General features: G+C 63.2%; 14 protein-coding genes and 2 tRNA genes. 12 read left to right on the top strand and 4 right to left on the bottom strand.

The window, feature by feature from the left end; all coding sequences use genetic code 11:
- Window positions 1-61: 61 nt before the first annotated feature.
- The 3 genes from ACFVSJ_RS04630 to ACFVSJ_RS04620 are packed head-to-tail and all read left to right on the top strand — an operon-like array spanning window position 62 to window position 7,286.
- Window positions 62-478: an MGMT family protein gene (locus tag ACFVSJ_RS04630; RefSeq protein WP_387434813.1), complete on the top strand. Its 417-nt coding sequence runs from the start codon at window positions 62-64 to the stop codon at window positions 476-478.
- Entirely contained in the window at window positions 475-3,783 is a 3,309-nt protein-coding gene (locus ACFVSJ_RS04625) for an ATP-dependent helicase (RefSeq protein ID WP_387434811.1), read from the top strand. Before ACFVSJ_RS04630 ends, ACFVSJ_RS04625 begins: the two co-directional genes overlap by 4 nt.
- Window positions 3,780-7,286, top strand: a complete 3,507-nt coding sequence (locus ACFVSJ_RS04620; RefSeq protein WP_387434810.1) for an ATP-dependent helicase — start codon at window positions 3,780-3,782, stop codon at window positions 7,284-7,286. The genes ACFVSJ_RS04625 and ACFVSJ_RS04620 overlap by 4 nt, the downstream gene beginning before the upstream one ends.
- A 60-nt stretch (window positions 7,287-7,346) precedes the next feature.
- Here ACFVSJ_RS04620 and ACFVSJ_RS04615 read toward each other — a convergent pair whose 3' ends face one another.
- Window positions 7,347-8,549, bottom strand: coding sequence for a macrolide 2'-phosphotransferase (locus tag ACFVSJ_RS04615; protein ID WP_387434808.1), 1,203 nt, complete (start codon window positions 8,547-8,549; stop codon window positions 7,347-7,349).
- A gap of 168 nt (window positions 8,550-8,717) precedes the next feature.
- On the opposite strand from ACFVSJ_RS04615, the gene nudC reads away from it, so the two are divergent.
- The 3 genes from nudC to ACFVSJ_RS04600 are packed head-to-tail and all read left to right on the top strand — an operon-like array spanning window position 8,718 to window position 12,420.
- A complete protein-coding gene (gene nudC, locus ACFVSJ_RS04610; RefSeq protein ID WP_387434807.1) occupies window positions 8,718-9,707 on the top strand; it encodes an NAD(+) diphosphatase in 990 nt (329 codons plus the stop codon).
- A gap of 8 nt (window positions 9,708-9,715) precedes the next feature.
- Window positions 9,716-11,836, top strand: a complete 2,121-nt coding sequence (locus ACFVSJ_RS04605) for an ATP-dependent DNA helicase UvrD2 (protein WP_387435204.1) — start codon at window positions 9,716-9,718, stop codon at window positions 11,834-11,836.
- Window positions 11,836-12,420, top strand: coding sequence for a M48 family metallopeptidase (locus ACFVSJ_RS04600; RefSeq protein WP_387434805.1), 585 nt, complete (start codon window positions 11,836-11,838; stop codon window positions 12,418-12,420). Before ACFVSJ_RS04605 ends, ACFVSJ_RS04600 begins: the two co-directional genes overlap by 1 nt.
- Before the next feature lie 51 nt (window positions 12,421-12,471).
- Here ACFVSJ_RS04600 and ACFVSJ_RS04595 read toward each other — a convergent pair whose 3' ends face one another.
- Window positions 12,472-13,899 (bottom strand): zinc-dependent metalloprotease, encoded by a 1,428-nt coding sequence (locus ACFVSJ_RS04595; protein WP_387434804.1) that lies wholly within the window; start codon window positions 13,897-13,899, stop codon window positions 12,472-12,474.
- A 211-nt stretch (window positions 13,900-14,110) separates the two neighbouring features.
- Here ACFVSJ_RS04595 and ACFVSJ_RS04590 point away from each other — a divergent pair, with 211 nt between their 5' ends.
- From ACFVSJ_RS04590 to ACFVSJ_RS04570, 5 genes are all read left to right on the top strand, one after another.
- Window positions 14,111-15,247: a PDZ domain-containing protein gene (locus ACFVSJ_RS04590; RefSeq protein ID WP_387434802.1), complete on the top strand. Its 1,137-nt coding sequence runs from the start codon at window positions 14,111-14,113 to the stop codon at window positions 15,245-15,247.
- 131 nt (window positions 15,248-15,378) lie between these two features.
- Complete coding sequence (locus ACFVSJ_RS04585) at window positions 15,379-18,375, top strand: UPF0182 family protein (RefSeq protein WP_387434800.1); 2,997 nt, start codon at window positions 15,379-15,381, stop codon at window positions 18,373-18,375.
- Between the two features lie 131 nt (window positions 18,376-18,506).
- Window positions 18,507-18,580 (top strand) — tRNA-Met (locus tag ACFVSJ_RS04580).
- Window positions 18,581-18,743: 163 nt separating this feature from the next.
- Window positions 18,744-18,817, top strand: a tRNA-Met gene (locus tag ACFVSJ_RS04575).
- A gap of 123 nt (window positions 18,818-18,940) precedes the next feature.
- On the top strand, window positions 18,941-19,738 hold the full coding sequence (locus tag ACFVSJ_RS04570) for a GntR family transcriptional regulator (protein WP_387434799.1): 798 nt from the start codon (window positions 18,941-18,943) through the stop codon (window positions 19,736-19,738).
- A gap of 92 nt (window positions 19,739-19,830) precedes the next feature.
- Here ACFVSJ_RS04570 and ACFVSJ_RS04565 read toward each other — a convergent pair whose 3' ends face one another.
- Complete coding sequence (locus ACFVSJ_RS04565) at window positions 19,831-20,619, bottom strand: PspA/IM30 family protein (RefSeq protein ID WP_387434798.1); 789 nt, start codon at window positions 20,617-20,619, stop codon at window positions 19,831-19,833.
- A 120-nt stretch (window positions 20,620-20,739) separates the two neighbouring features.
- Window positions 20,740-22,791 carry a TPM domain-containing protein gene (locus ACFVSJ_RS04560; RefSeq protein ID WP_387434797.1) on the bottom strand — a complete coding sequence of 684 codons (2,052 nt, stop codon included), beginning with the start codon at window positions 22,789-22,791 and terminating at the stop codon, window positions 20,740-20,742.
- A 334-nt stretch (window positions 22,792-23,125) separates the two neighbouring features.
- On the opposite strand from ACFVSJ_RS04560, the gene ACFVSJ_RS04555 reads away from it, so the two are divergent.
- A complete protein-coding gene (locus tag ACFVSJ_RS04555; RefSeq protein ID WP_387434796.1) occupies window positions 23,126-24,844 on the top strand; it encodes a trypsin-like peptidase domain-containing protein in 1,719 nt (572 codons plus the stop codon).
- The last annotated feature ends 176 nt before the right edge of the window (window positions 24,845-25,020 follow it).

Raw genomic sequence — 25,020 nt, 5'->3', positions numbered from 1 at the left:
TCAAGCTACCGGCTGGCTGCGACACTATTGGGTACGACACTCCTGCAGCTAGGCTGATCACATGCGGATGGAGTATGTGACGGCGGTTCTTGCCGTTGTGGACCTCATTCCGCCGGGCACAGCCGTTTCCTATGGTGACGTCGCAGAGCTCCTTGGAGCAGGCGGTCCGCGGCAGGTTGGCGCCGTGATGAGCCACTACGGCAGCTCCGTTTCCTGGTGGCGCGTCCTGCGGGCCAGCGGTGATGCTCCGCCAGGGCATGAGTCTGAAGCACTGCGGCACTACATCATGGAGTCGACTCCGCTGCACGGCGCGCACCAGGAATTCCTGCGGACCGGGGAAGGCCGCTGGCGAGTGGACCTGGCCGCAGCGAGGTGGGCACCAACGGAGATGGATTTCGACCAACTTGATGTGATCTCCGACCAGTTGGAGCGTCAACTCCATATTTTGTCGGTGCCCGATGATGAAATGACTGTGTGACCGCAACTGCTGCCAAGATCCGACAGAACCCGGCCTCATTGCGCCTGCTACCCCCTCGCGAACTTCACTATTCGGCGCCGGCATTGTCAGCGGACCAGGAAGCCGTCGTGTCTTTGGGCCAGGGAAGCGGTCCGGTCCTGGTGCCAGGCGGGCCGGGCACCGGAAAGTCCACGGTCCTTGTCGAGTCGGCAGTCCGGCGTGTTTCACGGGATGGCCTCGATCCGGAAAACATTCTCATCCTCGCTCCGGGACGGCATGCCGCCGCGGCGCTGCGGGACACGTTCACGGGGCGGCTCGCCCGCAGCCTGAGTACGACGCCGGCACGCACCTGGGCGTCTTACGCTTTCGACGTCATCCGGCGCGCCAAGGCGGAGGGAATCCTGCCGCTGCCGCGGCAACCAAAGCTGCTGTCCGGTCCGGAGCAGGACCTCATTATCAAGGAGTTGCTGGAGGGCCACGTTCAGCCCGGCTTCGAGTTGCCTTGGCCCGAGGACTTGTCAGCGGCACTGCCCACCCGGGGCTTCCGGCATGAAATCCGCCAGTTGTTCGATCGCATCATCGAATCGGGACGGACAGCAGAGGACTTGGTGGCACTCGGCTACGAATGCGGGCGGCCGGACTGGATTGCCGCCGCGGAACTGTACCGTGAATACAGGGATGTGCTGGACCTGCGCATGCCTGAGGCCTTCGATCCTGCGGGAATCATCACCACGGCCCGCCAGATTTTCCAGGACTCGCCGGCCTTCCTCGCTGCCGAGCGTGATCGCCTCAAACTGATCCTGGTGGATGACGCCCAAGAGGCCAACCCGGCAGTGTTCGAACTTCTTGCCGACATCGGTGAGAACAAGGACATCGTGGTCACGTACTCGCCGGACACCGTCGTGCAGGGTTTCCGTGGGGCACGTCCGGACCTGGTGGCTGATCTTCCGTCCCTTGTGGGCGGACCACTCGAAAGTGTCTTGGTGCGCCCCTTGGAGATAACCCACCGGCATACCGTTCACGTCGCGGAAGCCTGGAAGCGGGTTGCCTCGCGGATTTCACAGCGCTCCGGCGGCCAGATGGCGCGCCGCCTCGACCAACCGCCCACGGACCGGGGCGTCGCGGGAAAGGCCGGTGCGGGCGGAGTGGAAGGCCATGTGCTCCCCTCGGCAGTCCACGAACTCCGGTATGTGGCCCAGCGAATCCTGGAAGCCCAATTGCGGGACGGCAGGGACTTCAGCCAGATCGCGGTGATAGTCCGCAACGGTGGACAGATCTCGCAGTTGCAGCGGTATTTGGTCAGTCAGGGGATACCCGTGCGTGTGCCGGTTGCAGATTCCGCTGTCCGTGACGAAGTTGCCGTACGCCCGCTACTGGAGGCGTACGCCGTGGCCCTCGATCCCGCCAAGCTCACCCCGGAAGCAGCAGTTTCCTTGCTGACGTCCCGGATCGGCGGCGCGTCTGCCATTGAGCTTCGGCGCTTGCGTCAGTCACTGCGACGGGAAGAGCTTCAAGGCGGCGGGGGGCGTGCCAGTGATGCCCTCTTGGTGGAAGCCTTGCTGCAACCGGGGTCGTTGGCCACGTTGGGGATCGAAGGCAGCGCCGCCCGTCGTCTGGCCCGCATGCTCGCGGCCGGAACTGCAGCCGTTGAGGAACCCGGTGCAAACGCTGAATCCGTCCTTTGGGCCCTGTGGCACGCAACGGGACTCGCATCGAGATGGTCCGAAGCCGCGTTGGAGGGAGGCAACGCCGGAGCCCGCGCAGACCGCGATCTGGACGCCATGATGGCGCTGTTCCACACGGCTGAGCGGTTCGTGGACCAGTTGCCCGGCTCAGGTCCGGAACAGTTCCTCGAGTACTTGCTGAACCAGGAACTTCCCATGGACACGCTGGCTGCCCGCGCCCAGTTGGAGGAATGCGTTGAGTTGTTGACGCCGGCCAGTGCTGCGGGGCGTGAATGGCCGGTGGTCATTGTCGCCGGGCTCCAGGAAGGCGTATGGCCCAACACCCGGCTCCGCGGCGAGCTGCTTGGGAGCACGCTTTATGCAGATGCCGTGGAGCACGGAGTGGAATACGCCCTTGGGCGGGGACCTTTGAGCCGGCTCCGGGATATCCGCTACGACGAACTCCGCTCCTTCTCCACTGCAGTATCCCGTGCCCGCGAAGTGCTGATCTGCACTGCTGTCTCGTCGGAAGACGAGCAGCCCTCGGCCTTCCTGGACCACGTGGCGCCTTTGCCGTCCGGCGAATTCCAGCGGGACTACACGCCTGTGGACCGGCCCATGACGCTTCGCGCGCTCGTGGCCGAACTGCGGCAGCATGCCCAGGCCGGGGAACCCGGGGCGGGCGAACCTCAGCTGGTCCAGGAAGCCGCGCGCGTCCTGGCTCGACTCGCCGCGGCCGAACCGCCCACTCCGGGGGCCCATCCCGATTCCTGGTGGGGACTCGCCCCCCTGAGTTCCACGGAGGCCATCGTTCCGGCCGGCGGGACTGTCAGCGTTTCCCCATCAAAGGTGGAAGCTGTCCACAAGTCGCCGCTTGACTGGTTTGTCCAGGCGGCAGGCGGGGAACCTACAACCGACTTTGCCCGCAGCCTCGGAACCCTGGTCCACGGCATCGCACAGGAGCTTCCAGAGGCATCGGGTGCCGAATACGTCGCTGAACTCGTGCGCCGTTGGCCAACTTTGGGCATGAAGGATAACTGGGAGGGAAAGCTCGACTTCCAGAGGGCTGAACTCATGGTTCGGAAGCTGGCGCAGTACGTGGTGGTCATGCGAAGCGAGGGCAGGTCCTTGGTGGCGGTGGAACATGACTTCGAAGTACGTCTTGCGGACGTCGTTCCTCCGGGCGAGGCACCAGATGGTTCGGGTTCCATTGGCCGCCAGGCAATCCTGCGTGGCCAGGTGGACCGCTTGGAGATTGACTCCGAGGGGCGGCTGGTGATTGTCGACTTGAAGACGGGCAAACGCCAGCCAGGCAAGGCAGAGGTCGCCCGGCATCCGCAGCTGGGGGCGTATCAGGCCGCGGTTCTGAAAGGGGCATTCGGGGACCGGGACGGCCTGGGCGCAGATGGGCCGCCTACGCCCGGCGGAGCCGTCCTTGCACAACTTGGAACAAAAACCAAGACGCCCGTCATCCAGCAACAGGATGCCTTGGACAGCAAGGACAACTGGGCTGAGCCAATGGTCAACGAGGCAGCGGAACTGATGGCGGGCGCTACGTTCGAGGCTCGCCACGACCCCGGCAAGAGCGGACACGGGGGAAATGGCTGCCGATTGCCCGACGTGTGCCCGCTGTGTGCCCGAGGAAAGCAGGTAACGGAATGACGATCGACGTCCTGGACGGAGTCGGAGCCAACAGGGCTGGGGATGTTCGTGGCCCCTCGGACGAGCTTCCGGTTCTCTTTTCACCGGACGAACTCGCCGGGATCCTCGGTGAGAAGAACCGGCCCACATCCGAGCAAGCAGGCATCATCGAGTCCCCTCTGGCTCCACGGCTCGTGATTGCCGGCGCGGGCTCCGGCAAGACAGCCACCATGGCCGACCGTGTGGTGTGGCTCGTGGCCAACGGTTGGGTTCGCCCCGAGGAAATTCTTGGCGTGACGTTCACCCGGAAGGCCGCGGGCGAATTGGCCAGCAGGATCCGTGCCAAGCTCGCTGCACTCCAGCGTATTGCCGCAGCCGACGATGGACGGATTGGTTTTCCCGAGGGCCTTGCCCAGGCGGACCACCTTGAACCGAAGGTATCCACGTATCACTCGTACGCCAGCGGCATCGTGTCGGACTACGGCCTCAGGCTCGGGATCGAACGCGACGTCGTACTTCTTGGCGGAGCCCAGTCATGGCAGTTGGCCAGCGAAGTGGTAGAGGCCTATGACGGCGAATTCGAGCACTTCACCGCGGCCAAGTCCACGCTGGTCAATGCCGTTATCCAACTGGCTGGCGAATGTGCCGAGCACCTGCAGGAGCCCAGTGCGGTTCGTGAGTGGATTCTGGACCGTGTGTCCGGCTATGAGCAGCTTCCGTACGTTGTCGGCGCGGCAAAGAATCCAACGCAGGGCGCCAAGGACCTCTCCGCCATGCTCCGAACCCGGGCAAGCGTGGCCGACATGGTGGTCCGCTACCAGCAAGCCAAACGGAAACGCGGCGTCCTGGACTTTGGTGACCTCGTTGCGCTGGCGGCGCGGATCGCCAGCGACATCCCACTGGCGGCCGCCACGGAGCGTGCCCGCTACAAGGTGGTACTGCTGGACGAATTCCAGGACACCTCGCACGCACAGCTCGTGTTGTTCTCGCGTCTCTTTGGCAACGGCCATGCCGTGACCGCCGTGGGAGACCCGAACCAGTCGATCTACGGTTTCCGTGGTGCGTCAGCCGGTCAGTTGTTCCACTTTGTGCAGGAATTCCCCGTGCGGAACACGGACCCCGTCACCGGTGCCGCTTCGTTTTCCGTCGCTCCTACCTCTTTCCTGACAACGGCGTGGCGCAATGGACGCACCATCCTGGAGGCAGCCAACGTTATAGCCGAGCCCTTGAACAGGGCTGCAGTTTCAGGAGGGCCGGCTGGCGAGCGGGAGAGTTCCGCCGTCGTCCGCGTTCCTTCGCTGGTTCCCAGCCCCGTGGCAGCCGAGGGCAGTGTGGTGATTGGCCGGTTTGGCACCGACGAGGACGAGGCCGCGATTATCGCAAGGGATATCCGACGCTACCAGCGGACCGTCTTCGAATCGGAGAAGGACGGTACCGCGGTCAAACCCACCATGGCAGTCCTGTGCCGGCGACGTGCGCAAATGGAATCGCTTCGCCGTGAGTTCGAGCTGCAAGGCATTGACTACCAGATTGTGGGACTGGGAGGCCTTCTCGATACCCCCGAGATTGTTGACCTTGTGGCCACACTACGTGTCCTTGCGGATCCGGGCCGCTCCGATGCGTTGATGCGCTTGCTGGCCGGCGCTCGCTGGCGCATTGGCCCGGCCGACCTCATGGCCTTGGGGGATTGGGCCAAGTACCTTGCCCGACGACGTTCCAGCCCGGAGGTCCAAACCGCTTATCCCGACGATGACGAAGACCCGAAATCCGTGGTGGTGGAGAGCGACATCACCGACGCCGCCAGCCTGGTGGAGGCCTTGGACTTCCTGCCGCGGCCAGGATGGACCTCGGGTCACGGCCGGTCGCTGACCGAAGAAGCCTTGAACCGCTTGCAGAACCTGTCCGGAGAGTTGCGGTCATTGCGCAGCTATATCGGTGACGACCTCACCACGCTCCTGGGCGAAGTGGAACGCGCGATGCTCCTGGACATCGAGGTCGCCGCGAAACCCGGAATAAGCATCCATCAGGCACGCCGCAACCTGGACGCTTTCCAGGATGCTGCGGCCGGTTTCCTGCAGACCTCGCAACGCATCGATCTTTTGGCCTTCCTCTCCTGGTTGGAGGCTGCTGCCTCCGAAGAGGGCGGCTTGGATATTGCTCCCGTCGAGGCCAACCGGGAGGCTGTCCAGCTGTTGACGGTCCATGCTTCAAAGGGGCTGGAATGGGACGTCGTGTTTGTTCCGGGCCTCAACGCAGGGGCCTTTCCCAGCAACAGGGACTCGCGGTGGAGCAGTGGGGCGGCGGCGCTGCCCTGGCCGCTTAGGGGGGACCACGCCGACCTTCCGCAGTGGGATCTTGACCAACCGGACCAAAAGGGTTGGTTGGATGCGGAGAAAGTCTTCAAATCGGATGTACAGCACCACGGCGAAGCCGAAGAACGCCGCCTGGCGTACGTGGCTTACACCCGTGCGAAGTTTGTTCTGTGGGTCTCAAGTGCCGCTTGGAACGGCTCCAGGGCCGGAATCGCGGAGATGTCGCCTTTCCTGTCTGAACTGGGGCCGCTGGCCGGGGACAACGGCCCTGTCACCATCCATACCGAGTCCGTGGCGGAAGAGGCACTTCCGGAGTCAAGCCCGCTGACAACCACGTTGGAGGTGGCACTTTATCCTTACGATCCCTTGGAAGGGCCATCAGATCCCCGCACCGGGAGCAGGTTGAGGTTGGTTCCGGGCCGGCGTGCCGGCATGGACTCGGCCGCCTCCGCTGTCCGCGCTTACATCAATCAGCCCGAAGCGGTTCTTGCCGCCCTGGACTCCAACGGCAGGGCCGCACGGTGGGCCCAGGAGGCGCAGCTGCTACTGGACAGGCAGCGGCGATCCACCTCCCATCGCGACGTTCATTTGCCAAGCCACATTTCAGCGTCGCTTTTTGTCGATCTCGGGGCAGACCCCACCGCTGTACTGGCCCAGCTCCGCAGACCGGTGCCCCGTGAACCAGGCATCTCCGCGCGGAAGGGGACCGCCTTCCACTCTTGGGTGGAGGACTACTTCGGCACGACGGGAATGCTCGACCTCGATGAGGCTCCGGGCTCGGATGCGCATATCGACGAAGCCTATGGACTTGACCACATGGTTGAGGCCTTCAAGAAGTCCGAGTGGGCCCACAGGGCGCCGGCGTTCGTGGAAGTTCCTGTCGAGACAAGGATCGGTGACGTCGTTGTCCGCGGCCGTATCGACGCTGTTTTCCGTGACGCCGACGGCCGCTGGCAACTCATCGACTGGAAAACCGGCCGTCGCCCCGCCGGCAAGCAATTGGCTACGCGGGCTGTGCAGTTGGCGGTGTACCGCTTGGCTTGGTCCCGGCTCAAAGGCGTCCCCCTGGAAGATGTCAGCGCGGCCTTCTACTATGTCGCGGAGGACGCCGTGGTCCGCCCGCATGACCTTGGACAGGCAGCTGACCTCGAAGGAATCATTGCCCGTGCCCTCAACCACCATGGCCGGGACAATGAGGCACGTGACGACTAGTCGGAAGTGGGGATCCTTGCCGTGGCCTTCAGCGGATCCGGTTGCCGATCGACAGCCGGGTCAGCTACGCAGCGGCGTCACGTTAACGACGCCGATCGCGGCAGTGGACGTGTCCTCCTGCCCCGGCGCGTCTTCGGGATCCTTCGTCGCCAGTTGACTGGACGCCTCGGGTGAAGACTCGGGTTTGGCCGGTTGGTCTTCATCCGGGATCGGGGCCACGGAAACTGGGACTGCGCCAGCGTCCGGAATTGTTGCGACGCTGACTGCCGGCAGCACTCCGTCGGGGGACCCAGTGGGAGCGGAGGCTTCGGCGGACGCCCGCTCGGCGCGGGCAGCTTCGTCCAGCCTTGCCTGTTCTTCGATGTCGTCCGCGAGGGACTGGAGCATGGACTCCGCCTCTGCGGTCATCTCCTCGTGCCCCGCGGCCATGGCCTTGACCAAGTATTGGGCCAGGGCAAACTCGGCAAGCAGTGCAGCCCGTCGCAGGAGGTGGCCGTCCGGCGTTTCGCGTCGGACCTGGGTGTAGCGTGCCAGGACTGCGTCGATGAACGACGCTTCGTTCGAGGCCACCAGCCACGCGAAGTCGTCGGCCGGGTCGCCAATACGCAGGTCCGTCCAGCCGGTGACCGCTGTCACGGCGTCGTGCTGAACCATCAGGTTGTCCTCGTGGAGATCTCCATGGACCACCGAGGTGTTGAAGCGCCACAGGGCCACGTCTTCAAGGGCGTGCTCCCAGCGCCGAAGCAGTGCCGCCGGGATCTTGCCGGTGGTTGCTGCCTGGTCCAACTCATTGAGTTTGCGCTGGCGGAACTCGTTTGCTGAGTAGCTGGGCAAATCGGCACTGGTGACCAGCGCCAAGGGAAGATCATGGATTGCGGCCAAAGCGGAACCGATGTCGCGCGCGAGGTCCGCGTTGCCGGCGGACAGTTCCTCTATGGAGAGCGTGGCACCTTGGAGATGGGCATAGACGAACGTCGTCAGTTCACCCTGCCGGACAGTCCCCGCGATGGTGGGCACGTGGAAGGGCAATTCAGCCCGGATGGCCGGCGCGAAGGCGCGCAGGATCAAGAATTCAGTTTCCAGCCGGGTGCTGGCTTCCGGATGCCGTGGAGATCGGACGCGCCATCGCTTGCCTTCCGCATCGAGCAACAGCGCCGAGTCGAAGTCGGCGTCGTCATCGGAAGAATGAGCCGTAGCCGTCGGTGCCAATCCAGGCACCGCCGCGGTTGCTACAGCGGCAAGTTCAAGCGGGGTTCTTCTCACGTCTTCAACGGTAGATTGAGCGGAGCCGATGGCCATGATGCAGCGCGGCGAGTCTTCAGATCCGTAGGAAAACAGGAGCCGAAGCGGTCCAGTCGCATGCGTCCACCCATATCCACAATACGGGCCTGCCAAATGTTCTTTGTCGGAATCAGTCAGTACGGTAGATACATGAGCTACACGGAGTCTCCAGCGCTGGCCAATCACCTCATGGACACTGTTCTTCCAGTGCGACCCGCCGTGGTGGACCGTGGCTCGGGCGCCCGCCTCAAGCCGGGCATGGTGGAGGACCTGATTGCCTCAGGAACCGCCAAAGCCATGGTCATCTCGCAGCGCAAGGCCCTGGTGACAGCGCAGGGTCTCTGGTTCGGCGATGCGCTCCGGCTGTGGGAGGTTCTGAACGCTGCTGGAGGCAGCTCTGTAACGGCCATCTATCTGGGTACCACATTGGGTCCGTCCTCCCTCCCGGAGGGCAGCGCCGTGCTGCTTTTCACGGTCGGTGAACCGCCCGTGCCCGGGACATCGCTCATCCCGGATGACGCTGAGTGGGCGGGATTCCGCGAAGTCGCCGCGAGGCTCGACGCCAGCGATACCGCGTTGTTCATCGAAGCCAGCGCCATCAGCAACTGGCATGCCACGCATACGCATTGCCCCCAATGCGGTACGCCTACGGATATTGAAGCCGGCGGGTGGGTGAGGCGTTGCCCCAAGGACAACTCCGAGCACTACCCTCGGACGGACCCCGCCATTATCGTCACGGTGGTGGGCCCTGATGGCCGGCTGCTGCTGGGCGGAGGCGGGCCCGCAGATGCCAAAAACTACTCAACCCTGGCCGGATTCGTTGAGCCCGGTGAGTCCCTGGAGCAGGCTGTGGTCCGGGAAATCGGCGAGGAAGTCGGCGTTCGCGTGACGGCCTGCCAGTACCTTGGCTCCCAGTCCTGGCCGTTCCCAGCATCGCTGATGTTGGGTTTTACGGCCACCACCAGCGATTCCATCGCCAAGCCCGACGGCGTTGAGGTCACCCGTGCGCGGTGGTTCAGCCGCGAGGAACTGCAGGCGGCCGTGTTGAGCGGCGAGATTACCATCTCCACGCGTTTGTCCATTGCGCGATCGCTGATTGAGCATTGGTACGGCGGCGTGATCGAAGACCTACAGCCGTGACCCACGGCATGGTTGACGCCGACAGTTCGCTCGAAGAACGAATCCTTGGCGGGCTGGACGAGGAACAGCGGGAAGTAGCAAGCACCCTGACTGGGCCTATGTGTGTCCTCGCCGGCGCCGGAACGGGCAAGACCCGGGCCATCACCCACCGGATCGCATACGGTGTGCATTCGGGGGTGTACTCACCGCAACGGCTTCTGGCTGTTACGTTTACGGCCCGGGCGGCGGCCGAGATGCGCAGCAGGCTCCGTGATCTCGGTGTTCCCAATGTCCAGGCACGGACGTTCCACGCGGCGGCGCTGAGGCAATTGCAGTTCTTCTGGCCGCAGGCCATCGGCGGAACCCTGCCCAACCTGTTGGACCACAAAGCCACCATGATCGCGGAGGCCTCGCGAAGGCTCCGGCTCAGCACGGACCGTGCTTCCATCCGTGATCTTGCCGCCGAGATCGAATGGGCCAAGGTGTCAATGTTGACTCCGGCGAATTACCTTGAGAACGCCAAGGGCAGGGGCGCCCCCGGGGGCTTCGACCTGACTGCGGTTTCCCGGGTGTTCCAGGCCTACGAAGATATCAAGACAGACCGCAACGTCATCGATTTTGAAGATGTGCTGCTGATCACCGTGGGCATCCTGCAGGAGGATCCCAAGGTGGCCGCTACGGTCCGGGAACAGTACCGCCATTTTGTGGTGGATGAATACCAGGACGTTTCTCCGCTCCAGCAGCGGCTCCTGGACCTTTGGTTGGGTGGCAGGGACGAACTGTGCGTCGTGGGGGATGCCAGCCAGACCATCTATTCGTTCACCGGCGCTTCCCCGAAGCATCTCCTGGGATTCAAAGCGCAGTACCCCAAAGCGACACTGGTTAAACTTGTCCGCGATTACCGGTCGACGCCGCAGGTAGTGAAGCTGGCCAACGACCTCCTTGGCTCCAGACGCAGCGGCGGCCCGGTGGCAGATGCGGCGTGGGCTCCACCGCTCAAGCTCGTGGCACAGCGGCCGTCCGGACCCGAACCCCGTTTCCTCGAATGTCCGGACGACGAAGCAGAGGCCGCCGTGGTCGCGGGCAAGATCCAGGAGTTGCTGGATGCCGGCGTCAAGGCAAGCGAGGTCGCTATCCTCTTCCGGACGAACGGCCAGTCGGAAGCCTATGAACAGGCCTTGGCGTCGGCCGGTATCGGATACCAGCTCAGGGGCGGTGAACGGTTCTTCGCGCGAAAGGAAGTCCGCGACGCCATCCTGCAGCTGAGGGCCGCTACGCGGGCCGTATCGGAGGGGGCCCAGGAACCCCTTGGGCAAGTTGTCAGGGACATCATTGCCTCCCTCGGTTACACGGACACGGCTCCGCACAGTGGTGGAGCCCTCCGGGAACGCTGGGAATCGTTGGCTGCCTTGGTGGCGTTGGCTGACGAACTTGCTGTCAGCAGGGGAGGGTCCTTTACTTTGGCGGAGTTTGTGAATGAGCTTCAGGAACGCTCCGTTGCCCAACACGCCCCCACCGTCCAGGGCGTCACGCTCGCTTCCTTGCACGCCGCGAAGGGCCTGGAATGGGATGCCGTTTTCCTGGTTGGGTTGAGCGAAGGACTGATGCCCATCTCCTTCGCCGACTCTCCGGAGGATGTGGACGAGGAACGCCGACTGCTGTACGTGGGAATAACCCGGGCAAGGGAACACCTGAACCTCTCGTGGTCTGCCGCCCGCACACCGGGTGGCCGGGCAAATCGCAAACCATCACGTTTCCTTGATGGCCTCCGCCCTGATTCTGTCGCGTCTGCGAATGCCAGGACTCGCGCGGGTGCGCCGCGGCGAAAAGCCGCTGCTCCGGCGTCGTGCCGGGTTTGCGGCAGCATGCTCGCAACGGGGGCCGAACGGAAGGTTGGGCGATGCAACCAATGTCCTCCCACCTACGAGGAACAAACGTTCGAGGCGTTGCGGCAGTGGCGCCGCGAGGAAGCCCAGTCGGCGGACGTGCCCGCGTACGTGGTGTTCACGGATGCCACGCTCACTGCCATAGCCGAAGCCAGGCCGGAGACCCTGGAGCAACTGGCGGGCCTGGCGGGCATTGGACCCTCGAAGCTTGAACGGTACGGGGAGGCCGTGTTGCAAGTACTCACGGAAAGCTCCGAGCTCTGATGGTCGACGAATTGCCGCTCCGTACCGACGACGGCGCTCCCGTCATCGTGCGTCGGTCTACCCGTCGTCGCAGGACTGTGGCGGCGTTCTGGGAGGACGGCAACGCCGTAGTGGCGATTCCGGCCAGCTTCACCAAGGCCCAGGAACGCGAATGGGTTCGTCGGATGTTGGCCAAACTCAAGGCCAAGGGAGAGCGCCGGGGGAGCGGCGAGGGGAGAAGGCGTCCGTCGTCGGATGCCGCATTGGCCCAGCACGCTGCGCTTTTGTCCCGCATATACCTTGGCGGCAGGGCGGTCCCGACGTCGGTCCGCTGGGTGACGAACCAGAACTCACGTTGGGGTTCGGCTACTCCGGCGGACGGCACCATCAGGCTTTCGCACAAACTCCGGCCGATGCCCCAATGGGTCATCGACTACGTCCTGCTGCATGAACTCGCCCACCTCTTGGTGGCCGGTCACAACGCTGCCTTCTGGCGCTTGCTGGACGCCTATCCGGAGACGGATCGGGCCAAGGCTTTCCTGGAGGGCGTGAGCTTTGCGACGTCGCGGGGACTGTCGGAAGGCCCGGGAACATCCAACGATTGATGTCGCATAAGCAACAGTGGCCGCCAGGTTTCCCTGGCGGCCACTGTTGTGTTACTTCGCGGGTGCTTCAGGCTCCCCTTCATCAGGTCCGGATTGGGCCGACGGATCGCCTTCCGGCGCTGCGTCGGCGGGAGAGTCGTATCCGCCGCTGAGCAGCTTTTGCAGGGCATCGTCCACTTCGCTGTCGCTGGCTTCAGCCAGGCGGCGGCGTTCCGAGAAGCCCTTGGGATCGTCAAGGTCCTCAGCCGTTGGCAAGAGATCCGGGTGGTGCCAGATGGCGTCGCGGCCGGCAATTCCGCGCTCTTCCTTGAGGGTGGCCCACAAGGTGGCGGCATCGCGGAGGCGCCGCGGCCTGAGTTCGAGTCCCACAAGGGATGAGAAGGCGTGTTCGGCAGGGCCACCGGTAGCCCGCCGGCGCCGGACGGTTTCCCGCAGGGCCGTGGCCGAGGGCAGGACCTTTTCCGTCGCTTCGGCGGTCAGCTCATCCACCCAGCCTTCAACCAGGGCCAGTGCGGTCTCAAGTTTTTCCAAGGCGGCTGTCTGCACCGGAGTCCGTTCGGGGGTGAAGACACCCTGCGACAACGCCTCCTGGATTCCTTCCGGGTTGCTCGGATCGAGGTCCCGGGCCAGGTCTTCGATCCGCGACATGTCGATGTGGATTCCGCGGGCATAGGCTTCGATGGCCCCCAGCAGGTGCCCACGGAGCCAGGGAACCTGGACAAACAAACGGGCGTGGGCGGCTTCGCGGACGGCCAGGAACAGCCGGACATCATTTTCGGGAAGGCTGAGTCCCTCGCCGAACTCGGCAACGTTGGCAGGCAGCAGGGCCATTTCCAAGTCGGCCAGCGGGACACCGATGTCGGTTGAGCTGACCACTTCCGCCGACAAGGCTCCGATGGCTTGGCCCAACTGCATGCCGAAGATCGCTCCACCCATGTTCTGCAGCATCGAGGAAGCGCCACCCATCATGGACTTCATTTCTTCGGGCAGTTGCTGGCTGAGGGCATTGGACAGGGCGTTGGCAATGCTGTTGGCTACGGGTTCGGTCAACCGCTTCCATGTGCCCAGGGTGGCTTCTACCCATTCCGCGCGGGACCACGCACGGCCGATCAGGCCGGTTGAAGGAAGATCCGTCACGGGATCGAGCCACAGTTCGGCCAAACGGAGGGCTTCGTCGATTTCGCGTTTTTGTGTGGTGTTTACCGAGGGGTCGCTGCCGGCGGCAGCGACGCGTCGGGCGTTCTCGTGGGCCAGCTGCCAGTTGACGGGTCCTTCGGACGTTGAACTCATCATGGCCTGGACCTGCGCAAACATTTGTTGCAGGAGTTGGGGATCGTTGGGCAGGCCGGCTGCCTTGGCCAGTTCGGCGGGATCGATGTTGCCCATTCCCTGGCCACCCATCAGGTTCTGCAGCATTTCGGCCAGCGGATCCTTGGGGGTTTCGTCGTCGTTTGACGGATTGTTGGGGGTGGAAGACATGGTGCCGCCGATCGTCGAACTGGCTGGTGATCACTTTCACCGTACCGCGCTGTGGAAAAGCTGTCTGCCTGTGGCCTGCGACGTTCGCTGTCGGCAAAGCAGTCCGGCAGCGCCCGGACCGCGTAGTGTGGATGCTTGGTATGTTCCCTGTGCCGCTGCCAGCGGCAGGAGCGAAAATGCCGTCACGCAGTGCCGGCTTAGAGAGGCCTCAATGCTTACTTCGCCCAGTCCCGAGGGCTCGGTTGACCCGCGTCAAACGCCCGACGCCGATCCCTCCTCAGCGCCGGTGTCACCGCCGGGCAGCAGCAGGTACATGATCATGATCGTGTCCGGCCTCCTTGCCTTGGGACTTGGGGTCGGCGCCGCTGCGCTGCCAGTTCCCTATGTGGTGGAATCCGCCGGACCTACGTTCAATACCTTGGGTCAGGATGGTGACAAGCAAGTCATCACCATCTCGGGACGGCAGTCCTTCCCGGCGAAGGGCAATCTCGACCTCACTACGGTGGTGATGAGCGGTGGACCGAAGAGCCCCGCCAGTATCTTCGATGTCTTCCGTGCATGGCTGGACAAATCCAAGGCCATCTACCCGGAGGAGCTGATCTATCCGAAGGGGACCACTGCGGAGGAAACCGTCCAACAGGGCGAGATCGCCATGGAGACGTCGCAGGAAAATGCTGTGGCTGCCGCTTTGCGCGAATTGGATATCCCGTTCGAGCAGCGTCTCACCGTTGCTGGCCTCTCAGATGCTTCGCCGTCCGCCGGCAAGATCCAGGATGGTGACCGGCTGATCTCCATCAACGGCAAGCCGATCACCGCCATGAGTGTTATCCAGGCGGAATTATCAGCGGGTGCCGGTGCCCCTGCAGCGGTTGTGGTCGAAAGGAACGGCTCGACTGTGACTGAGACCGTCACGCCAACCAAGAACTCCAACGACCGCTATGTGCTGGGTGTCCTCCTTTCCAGCGATTTCACCTTTCCTTTCGACGTGAAGATTTCGCTGGACAACGTTGGCGGACCGAGCGCCGGAATGATGTTCGCCCTGGGGATCGTGGACAGCCTCACACCGGGGGACATGACCGGAGGAAAGCACGTGGCCGGAACGGGCACCATCACAGCCGACGGAGCTGTGGGAGCCATCGGCGGGATCGCCCAGAAAATGATTGGTGCCCGGGACCACGGGGCCACAATGTTCCTTGCCCCTGCGGCGAATTGCGCCGACGTGGTTGGACACGTTCCGGACGGCCTCCAAGTGGTCAAGGTGGAAACCCTGGCAGATGCCACCGCTGCCGTGGAACGGCTTGGGGCGGGCAAGGACACGGCAAGCCTTCCCACCTGCACAAACAACTAGACTGGCGGTGGAACTTAGCTCCACCGCCACTCGTGGCATATATGACGGCTTCCGCCTGCACCCAGCGGTGGAAGCAGTTGAAACACACGCACACCGACTGTTAACTGACGACCACCAATGAGGTACAGAGTTTGTCCCGTCCCGCCAGCTCCAGCCCGCCCGGAAGATCGCCGCTGAGACGAGGTGCCCTGACTCCGACGCTGATTGTCGTTGCAGTGGCGGTCGTCGGTTTCATTTTCTTCGCCAACGTGTGGACAGATGTCCTGTGGTACCAGCAGTTGGGCTTCTTCGAGGTCTATATCCGCGAGAACCTTGCCCGTATCGTGACGTTCCTTGTCGGTTTCGGCATGATGTTCGCGGCCGTCTTCTTCGCCATCAGGATTGCATACCGCTCACGCCCGGTGTATGCACCGGATGCGGAGTCGCGCGACAATCTCAACCGGTACCAGGCGCAGCTGGAGCCCGTGCGGCGCGTGGTCATGATCGGCCTGCCGATCCTCTTCGGCCTCTTTGCCGGCAGCGCGGCAGCAAGCCAGTGGCAGAAGGCCCTCCTGTTTTTCAACCAGGAACCGTTTGGCCAGACAGACCCTTTGTTCAACCTGGACATTAGTTTCTACCTCATGTCCCTGCCCTTCCTGGGCTTCATCACCGGTTTCCTCATCAGCATCGCGGTGGTTGCCGGGATCGCGGGCATCCTGACCCACTACCTTTATGGCAGCATCCGTCTCATGGAGCGGGGGATCTTTACCAGCCGGGCTGCGCAGATCCACATTGCCGTGACGGGCGCATTCTTCCTGCTGCTGCTAGGTGTCAACTTCTGGCTGGACCGCTACACAACGGTTCAGAGTGCTTCGGGACGCTGGGCCGGTGCCCTCTACACGGACGTCAACGCGGTGGTCCCCACCAAGGCGATTCTCGCAGTCGCCGCGGGCCTCGTGGCGATCCTGTTCATCGTGGCTGCGGTGATCGGCCGTTGGCGCCTGCCGGTTATTGGAACGGCCATGCTGATCATCACGGCCATCCTTGCGGGAGGCGTCTATCCATGGGTTATCCAGCAGTTCCAGGTACGCCCTTCTGAAAACACGCTTGAACGGGAATTCATTGGCCGCAACATCAACATGACGCGGGCCGCCTACGGCTTGGACAAGATCGATGTGTCTGCCTACAACGCCACCACCACGGCCACGAGCGGCGCCCTGGCGAAGGACGCCCAGACTGCCGCCAACATTCGCCTCCTGGACCCGAACCTCATTTCGTCCGCGTTCTCACAGCTCGAGCAGTACCGTCCGTACTACCAGTTCCCGCAGACACTCAACGTTGACCGCTACATGGTGGACGGTAAAGTGCAGGACACCGTCATTGCGGTTCGCGAATTGAACCCGGATGGACTGAGCGCCAACCAGCAGACCTGGGTCAACCGGCACATTGTTTACACGCACGGTTACGGAGTGGTGGCTGCCAAGGGCAATAAGTTCACCGCAGATGGCAAGCCGGACTTCCTGCAGTCGGGCATCCCCTCCAGCGGGGTCCTGGGCAACGACACCAGTTACCAGCCGCGGATCTACTTCGGCGAAAACTCACCGGAGTACTCGATCGTAGGTGCGCCCGAGGGCGCACCCCATCGAGAACAGGACCGCCCGGCCGGCCGTGAGGGCAGCGGTGAAACCCAATACACCTTCACTGGCAACGGTGGGCCGAACGTCGGAAACTGGCTTAACAGGATCCTTTACTCCATCAAGTTCCAGTCGTCGGACCTGCTCCTCTCCGATGGTGTGAACGAGAAGTCCCAGATCCTGTACGACCGAAATCCCCGTGACCGCGTCGAGAAGCTGGCTCCCTACCTGACGGTGGACGGCAACGCCTACCCGGCGGTTGTGGACGGCCGCGTCAAGTGGATTGTGGACGGCTACACCACCAGCCAGTACTTCCCGTATTCGCAGCCTCAGCAGTTGCAGAATGCCACCGCCGACTCCCAGACGAGTGCAGGACGTACAGTGGCCCTGCCCAACAGTTCGGTCAACTACATCCGCAACTCCGTCAAGGCGACCGTGGATGCCTATGACGGCTCCGTGACGCTCTATGCCTGGGACGACCAGGATCCGATCCTGAAGGCTTGGCAGAAGGTGTTCCCGACGGCCCTCAAGCCGTACTCGGAGATGTCCGGCGACCTCATGAGCCACGTTCGGTACCCGGAGGATCTCTTCAAGGTCCAACGTGAACTCCTTGGTCGTTACCACGTGACCGATGCTGACAGCTTCTACCAGAACAACGATGCTTGGAGCGTTCCGAACGATCCCACGGTATCCGAGGCCGTCAAGCAGCCGCCGTTCTACATGTCGCTGCAGATGCCTGACCAGGACAAGCCGGCTTTCCAGCTGACATCCTCCTTCATTCCCCAGACTGTCAACGGCAACGCGAGGAACATCCTGTACGGGTTCCTGGCCGCTGATTCTGACGCCGGAAACGTCAAGGGCGTGAAGTCCGACAGCTACGGCAAACTCAGGCTGTTGCAGTTGCCTACCGACACCCAGGTGCCGGGACCGGGCCAGGCACAGAACAAGTTCAACTCTGATCCCACCGTCTCCCAGGCGCTCAACCTGCTGCGCCAGGGTGCATCGGACGTCTTGAACGGCAACCTGCTGACGCTGCCGGTGGGTGGCGGTTTGCTGTACGTGCAGCCCGTGTATTTGAAGTCGACGGGCGAGACCTCGTACCCGACGCTGCAACGGGTGCTGGTGGCCTTTGGTGACAAGATCGGTTTCGCGCCCACGCTGGATGCGGCCTTGGACCAACTGTTTGGCGGCAATTCCGGAGCTACCGCCGGTGACTCCGAGAATAACGGCCAAACGCCAACGAATCCGCCCGGCACCACGTCGCCTCCGGAAGGTCCCACGGACGCCAAGGCAGACCTCAAGGCGGCCTTGGACGAGGCCAACAAAGCTATCGTGGATGGCCAGGCAGCACTCGCCAAGGGCGACTTCGCCGGCTATGGACAGCAGCAAACCAAGCTGTCCGAGGCGCTGAAGAAGGCCCTCGATGCCGAAACCCGCTTGGGCGTGACTCCCGCCCCGACGGACTCGCCAACCGCCACACCCAGCGCGACGCCGTCTCCGTCTCCGAGTAACTAGCCCGGGTACCATCCGGTAAGTCCGATGCCCGCTCCATGACGGAGCGGGCATCGGTTTTTAAGGGGCGAGACGCACATCACGTCGTCAGGATTTGGCCTGACATTCACCGGACGGTAATGTTGTTCTTGCGACGCGGGGTGGAGCAGTTCGGTAGCTCGCTGGGCTCATAACCCAGAGGTCACAGGTTCAAATCCTGTCCCCGCAACTGGAGAAAAGTCCGGATCAGCATTTGCTGGTCCGGACTTTTTGTTTGCTTGAAGAGCGATCAGTGGATCTCGAAGGGTCGCGCAATGCCGGTGTGATCTGACGCACCTTGGCGCCAAATGGTCATGACCACCCCGCGCCATGGGGTAGAGTTGATCAAGCGACGCGGGGTGGAGCAGTTCGGTAGCTCGCTGGGCTCATAACCCAGAGGTCACAGGTTCAAATCCTGTCCCCGCAACTGGGAAAAGCCCGGATCAGTATTTACTGGTCCGGGCTTTTGTTTTATCCAGAACGCCATGGTGCCGGTGTCAGTATCAAATCCCCGCCAGCAGGGGTGCAAGGAAACGCCAGGAAGGTCTGCATGGTCGACGACGACTACGACGACGCGCATAAGCCGCGGGTTCTGCAGAGGGACAGCCCAGTAGCTGTTTACCAACAGGTCGCCGACGTCTTGACGGATCAAGTGAGTCGGCTGGAACCGGGTTCGCGCATTCCCACTGAAGAGTCATTGATGGACCAATACGGGATCAGCCGCACTACGGTTCGGAAGGCCATCGAAAAGCTGGTGACCAAGGGGCTGCTGGTTCGTCGCCAGGGCAAGGGAACTTTTGTTATGGCCCAGCGACCAGTCCGGATGTTGAACAGGCTGGCACCCTTCATGGAGACGTTTACTGCCGCCGGAATGAAGACGGTCAAGGGCCTGATCGAATACAAGTGGATGGAAAAGGACAAGACGGTTCCAGCCAAGCTTGTATCCGACGACAACCTGGTGCTGGTCATTCGCCGTTCGTACTCCAGTGCTGGATGGCCCTACGCGATTGCGGAGATCTTCATCCCCTCGCATATCGGCCGCCACATCAGCTTGGCCGATGCGGAGAAGAACTCCATTTACCAAGTAATCCAGGACAGGACCCTGAAGCCGCTCCAGCGGGCCGAAATCACCGTGACCATGCACGAGCCACCCGAGCACCTGGCCGACGCGCTGAACGTCCGCGGCTTTCCTCTGGTGCCCCGCTTGGAGCGCACTACACTGGGCCCGGACGGGGAAGTCCTTGAGTGCACCGTGACCTACTTCCATCCCAAGGGGTTTGAAATCCGGGCCGAAGTCGCCACGGAAGTAAGCCCCGCCCCGGGCATTGCGGGAGTCCCGGCGAACTAGCCGCGCTGGCCATGGCCGCAGAAACCCGCTCCCTAAACACGGAATGGCCGGGACCCATCGGGACCCGGCCATTCGTTGTGTGGGACTCGGATTTAGAGCTTGTCGAAGTCTGCCTCGTCGATGGTGGCGCCGGAGGAAGCGGGCGCCCCCGCGCCGAGGGCAGGCTTGCTGCCACCTGACTTGAGCGCTGCAAGACGGGCTTCGATTTCGGTCTGCTCGCCCAGGTCTTCGAGCTGGTTGAACTGTGCATCGAGGCTGGAAGCCGCGAGTTCCTGCTGGCCGAGGACCTTGGCTTCTTCGCGGCGGATCTTTTCCTCGAAGCGGCCTACCTCGCTGGTCGGGTCCATGATGTCAATGCTCTTGAGGGCGTCGTGGACCTGCGACTGGGCAGCGGCCGTCTTGGAGCGGGCAACGAGCTCATTGCGCTTGGCGGTGAGTTGGTTGAGCTTGTTCTTCATCTGGTCAAGACCGCTCTTGAGCTTGTCCACAACCTCGGTCTGCGAGGCGATGCTCGGCTCGGCTGCCTTCGCTTCGGACTCGGCCGTCATCTGGCGCTGGATGGCCACCTTGGCGAGGTTGTCGAACTTCTCGGCGTCCACGGAATCGCCGGAAGCGCGGTACTCGTCGGCCTTCCTTGACGCCGCCAGGGCCTTGTTGCCCCAATCCTGGGCGTTCTTGACGTCCTCGTTGTAATCGGCCTGCAGCATGCGCAGGTTGCCAATGGTCTGCGCTACGGCGGACTCGGCCTCGGCAATATTGTTCGTGTAGTCGCGGACCATCTGGTCCAGCATCTTCTGCGGGTCCTCGGCCTGGTCAAGCAAAGCGTTGATGTTTGCCTTGGCGAGTTGTGCGATCCGACCGAAAATGGACTGCTTAACCATGGTGTTGCCTTTCGTCCTGCTCAGTGGAACCCACTGAAATCAGTGATCAGTTGTTGTACCGCTTCTACATGGGGCAGGAACCCCACCTAGTTTGTGCTGGCCGGGACCAGTCGGTGATGCCTAGAAGCTCCCGGAATCGCCGCCGCCGAAATCTCCTCCACCACCGCCCCAGTCGCCTCCGCCTGAGTCGCCGCCGAAGAAGCCGCCACCCCCACCGCCGTCGCTGTGGCCGCCGCCCCAGCCGCCGTGGCCGCCATTGAGTATGGAGTTGATCAGGATGCCGCCCAGGATGGCGCCACCGAGGCCTCCGCCTCCGCCGCCCCCACCGAACATGCCGCCGCGGCCGTACCCTTGGTCCGCGTAGCCAAAGTGGTCAACATCGGCCTGCGCGAGCTGCGCGGCCTGCGCGGCGAGCGAGTGTGCCTGCTGCGCGTAGGTCAGTGCGGTCACGGGATCGTTGCGCGAGATCGACAAGGCATAATCCAGGTTTCGCTGGGCTTCTGCCAAGCGGGTCCTTGCTTCCGTTCCCACGCCGCCGCGGCGGGCCGTGATGTAATCCGACGTTGCACTGATCTGTGCTTGTGCGGCCATGATCGTCTGCTGCAGGGATGCCTGTGCTCGCCGGGCCTGTTCTTCCTGGTCGCGAATGCCGGACAGCGACTGGTCCAAAGCCTGGTGTGCTGTCTCCACGCGATTCAGCGTTGCGATGGGATCGATCCTGCCGCCTTGGATTTCGGTCTTGACCTGGGCCAGGGCTGCTTCGACGCCCGCTACAGGGCCGGCGAGTTCGGGGTGCTGGCCTGACTGGATCATGGCCCGGGCCTGTGCCAGGTCCTGGCTCGTTTCGGCGACGGCGCCCTCCAAGGAGGTACGGGCCTCCTCAAGGCTACCTGCGGTCTTGGAAATGGCGTCGATCAGCACGTTGGTCTGGTGCAGGCTCTCCTCGGCGGCGCGAACCGCCACCGCGGCGAGGCTGTTCTCCCCGGAGCCAAGCTTCTCCTGCGCCGTCGTGGCTGCATTATTAACGAAGGCCAGGCGTTCCTTGGCCTGCATGATGTTGTCGGAGACCTGGACGAGGGCAGAGTCGGCGTACTTGGCACGGAGCGTCTCCAGCGACTGTTCCGCGTTCGCTATTTTCGCGTCCGCGTCACGTGCGCCGGAGGTGACGGCAGCCAGAGCCTGCGGTGCGTTCTTCTCCAGTTCGCGCAGGGAATCGAAATCGGCCTTCTGGTCCCGCAGGGAAGCCAAGGCGGCTTCGGACCGGCGGATGATTTCGCCGAGCCAACTGCGCTGCTGTTCTTCGGTGTCCGGGATATGGTCATCGAGTTGCTGCTGAAGCTTGAATGACTCAGTCATGTGGCCCTTGGCTTCCTGCAGGGCCTTGGTGAAGTTGCCGATCGCCGCATCGCCGTACTGGGCTTGGGCGAAGCCAAGCTCCTGCTCGCTGGACTTGATGGCGTCGTCCGCTTCAATGAGCAGGGAGCCGCTCTTCTGCCGGAGTTCAGGGATGCTGAGACCGGCAAGGGGATCGAGCTGTTCCCCCTGTGGTCCGTAGCTGGCGCTCGAGGCCTGTCCTGACTTCTTGCGCCGGTTGCGCAGGTAAAGATAAGTTCCGACGCCGCCGGCCGCTACGACTCCGACACCCACCAGGACGCCGACGCCGGCGTTGCCGCTCGGCACGGTTCCGCTGCCACCGCCAGCCGCATCACCGATTGCTGCTGCGGTGTCGATGGCTGCCTGGGCATAGTCCTTCTTGCCTCCGGCGAGGTTCGCAACGATGGCGTTTTGGGTGATGTTGGTCCGCTTGGAGTAGATGGAACTCGTGGAGTTCGGGGCGAAGTAGTACTGGCCGGCGGTCGAGATCGCCAAGAGTACATCCGCTTTGCCCATCTTCTTGCTGGTAGCCACAGCCTGCCCCCACTGCGCAGGGTCCGACGGGTTCTCGAAGGAGTTCACCGTGACCACATAAAGGTTGTACTTGTGGTCCTTCAACGTCTTTTGGATGGCGTCCTGGACTTCGCCCTTCCGGTTGCCCAAGACGTTGGCATCATCGACGATGTTTTGGCCCGATGGTATGGTGACCGGATCAGCGGCCCACGCCGCCCCGGCCGGGAGGGCCAGCACTCCAGCCACGCCAATCACGGCGAGTACACGTTTCACTATTGACCGCATGTGCAACCCTTCAGCACGTCTGCGACTGGAACAAGGCGATCCAATCGTCACAGAATGCTCAGCGCCCCCACGCATGGTGTGTAAAGCCGCAGGTCGCTGTGGCAATTCCTCTTGATTCTATGGTGCACCTGATACCCCGTCCACCGGGGTGAATATGCCACCAGCGAAATGAAGGAGAAAGCCCGAGGGGCCGCGCGTTGAAGCCTGTTTCCGCGGTCCGGTGTCATCCAATGCACCAGCCATTCCGGCTTTCAGGAAGCTCCCAGCGAACGTCCGAAATTGTTCCAGTAAACAGGGCCATAGTTAGTTGGAGACGAGAACGAAAGGAAGACCCATGACGGAGAACCCAGCACAGGGCGCCGCTTCGGAAGACCGCGAGCCGAACGAGCCGCGCGAACCTGCAGCCAACACTTCGGATGCAACTCCCACCCAGCAGCAGCCCGCTTGGAACTCCGGTCAGGGAACGGGGTCCCAGGCCACAGCTCCAATGCCGGCCTTCCAGCCGCCGGCCGCTCCGCGGTCCGATGCTCCCGAACGGAACGCCAACCAGAATCAAAACGCGGCACCCGGGGAGCACACGGCACCCCAGCCCAATACGGGCGCGCACCAGAACCAGCAGCCCTATGCAGGCCAAATGTACCAAGGGACCGCCCAGCGTCCGAGTTATCCGCAGCACCATCCGTTCTACGGTTCCGGGCAAAACCCGGGAGTTCCGGGGCCGTCCCACGGTGGCCAGGCTTCCGGAACTCCGGGCCCAGCACACTTCAACAGCACCCCGGGTGGACAGTACGGCGCCCAACAGGGACCCGGTATGCAGCAGGCTCCCGGCCAGCACTCCGCAGTTGCCACCAAGCGCAAGCCCGTGTTCGGAGTTGGCACGCTGGTAGCCAGCATTCTCGCGGCAGGCCTGGTGGGCGGTGGCGTCGTGGCCGGCAGCAACTTGCTGTGGGACCACCCAACAACCACGTCCTCCAGCACTGGGCAGTCCAGCACGGTGATCGTCAACAACAAGGACGACGTCAACGCCATTACGGCCGCGGCGGCAAAGGCCTCACCCAGTGTCGTCACCATCAAGGCCACCAGCGGCAACGAAGGCGGCACGGGCTCGGGCATCATCATCGATGACCAAGGCCATATCCTGACCAACACGCACGTCGTAACGCTGGACGGTGCAACGTCCAACGCAGCAATCGAGGTCCGGACCAGCGATGGCAAGGTCCTCAAAGCGACCGTCGTGGGTACCGACCCGCTGTCCGACCTCGCCGTCATCAAGGTTTCGGATGCGTCCGGACTGGTTCCCGCCACCCTGGGGGACTCCTCGAAGGTCAACGTGGGGGACACCGCGGTGGCCATTGGCGCCCCGCTGGGCCTGACGGGAACGGTGACGGACGGCATCGTTTCCACTCTGAACAGGACCATCAGCGTGGCTTCTTCGGCTGCACCGAAGGACGGTTCGGACAACTCCCAGGGCGGTGACCAGGGCTTCCAGTTCGCCCCTCCCGGCGGCGGGCAGAGCCAGAGCACCAGCAATGAGGGTTCGATTTCCATCAACGTTATCCAGACTGACGCCGCCATCAACCCGGGCAACTCCGGTGGAGCGCTGGTGAACAGCAAGGGTGAGATCATCGGCGTCAACGTCGCCATTGCTTCGGCCGGCAGCAGCTCTGCCAGCTCGTCCAGCGGCAACATCGGTGTCGGTTTCAGCATTCCGATCAACCACGCCAAGCGGGTGGCCCAGGAAATCATCGACTCGGGCAAGGCGAGCCACGGCCAGTTCGGCGTCTCTGTCAGGGCCAAGTCGTCGACGGGCAGCGACTCTGGCTTCTCGGTTGGTGCCGAAGTTGCCGCCGTGACCAGCGGATCCGCGGCCGCGAAGGCGGGCATCAAGGTTGGGGACGTGGTCACGAAGTTTGGCGACTACACCATCAGCGATCCCAACCAGCTGACCGCTGCAGTCCGTGAGCAGTCCGCCGGGGCGAAGGTGAAGGTCACCATCGTCAGGAACGGACAGTCCCAGGATGTCGATGTCACCTTGGACGCAGCCCAGCAGTAACGGGCATACCCGCGGCAGCAGCCGCACCCAAAGATCCACCAACGACGGCGGGGCGCCCCAGGGAGGGGGGGGCCCCCCGGGGGGGGGCCCCCGCCAGTGTCCGCCGACAGGTAGTACAAAAACGCGGTTAAACCGCAATGGGTTTTTTGGGGGGGAATTGTTGTGGTGGGGGGGCG

The sequence above is a fragment of the Paenarthrobacter sp. NPDC058040 genome (genome assembly GCF_042885775.1).
In the GTDB taxonomy this organism is placed as follows: Bacteria; Actinomycetota; Actinomycetes; order Actinomycetales; family Micrococcaceae; genus Arthrobacter.
Note: the sequence above shows the minus strand (reverse complement) of the source record. Positions and strands in the feature narration are given on the sequence as shown.

Coding starts and splice junctions, on each gene's coding strand:
- ACFVSJ_RS04590 (WP_387434802.1), top strand. CDS start 14,111: ATGCTTACTTCGCCCAGTCCCGAGGGCTCGGTTGACCCGCGTCAAACG.
- ACFVSJ_RS04555 (WP_387434796.1), top strand. CDS start 23,126: ATGACGGAGAACCCAGCACAGGGCGCCGCTTCGGAAGACCGCGAGCCG.
- ACFVSJ_RS04620 (WP_387434810.1), top strand. CDS start 3,780: ATGACGATCGACGTCCTGGACGGAGTCGGAGCCAACAGGGCTGGGGAT.
- nudC (WP_387434807.1), top strand. CDS start 8,718: ATGAGCTACACGGAGTCTCCAGCGCTGGCCAATCACCTCATGGACACT.
- ACFVSJ_RS04630 (WP_387434813.1), top strand. CDS start 62: ATGCGGATGGAGTATGTGACGGCGGTTCTTGCCGTTGTGGACCTCATT.
- ACFVSJ_RS04570 (WP_387434799.1), top strand. CDS start 18,941: ATGGTCGACGACGACTACGACGACGCGCATAAGCCGCGGGTTCTGCAG.
- ACFVSJ_RS04560 (WP_387434797.1), bottom strand. CDS start 22,791: ATGCGGTCAATAGTGAAACGTGTACTCGCCGTGATTGGCGTGGCTGGA.
- ACFVSJ_RS04595 (WP_387434804.1), bottom strand. CDS start 13,899: ATGTCTTCCACCCCCAACAATCCGTCAAACGACGACGAAACCCCCAAG.
- ACFVSJ_RS04565 (WP_387434798.1), bottom strand. CDS start 20,619: ATGGTTAAGCAGTCCATTTTCGGTCGGATCGCACAACTCGCCAAGGCA.
- ACFVSJ_RS04600 (WP_387434805.1), top strand. CDS start 11,836: ATGGTCGACGAATTGCCGCTCCGTACCGACGACGGCGCTCCCGTCATC.
- ACFVSJ_RS04605 (WP_387435204.1), top strand. CDS start 9,716: ATGGTTGACGCCGACAGTTCGCTCGAAGAACGAATCCTTGGCGGGCTG.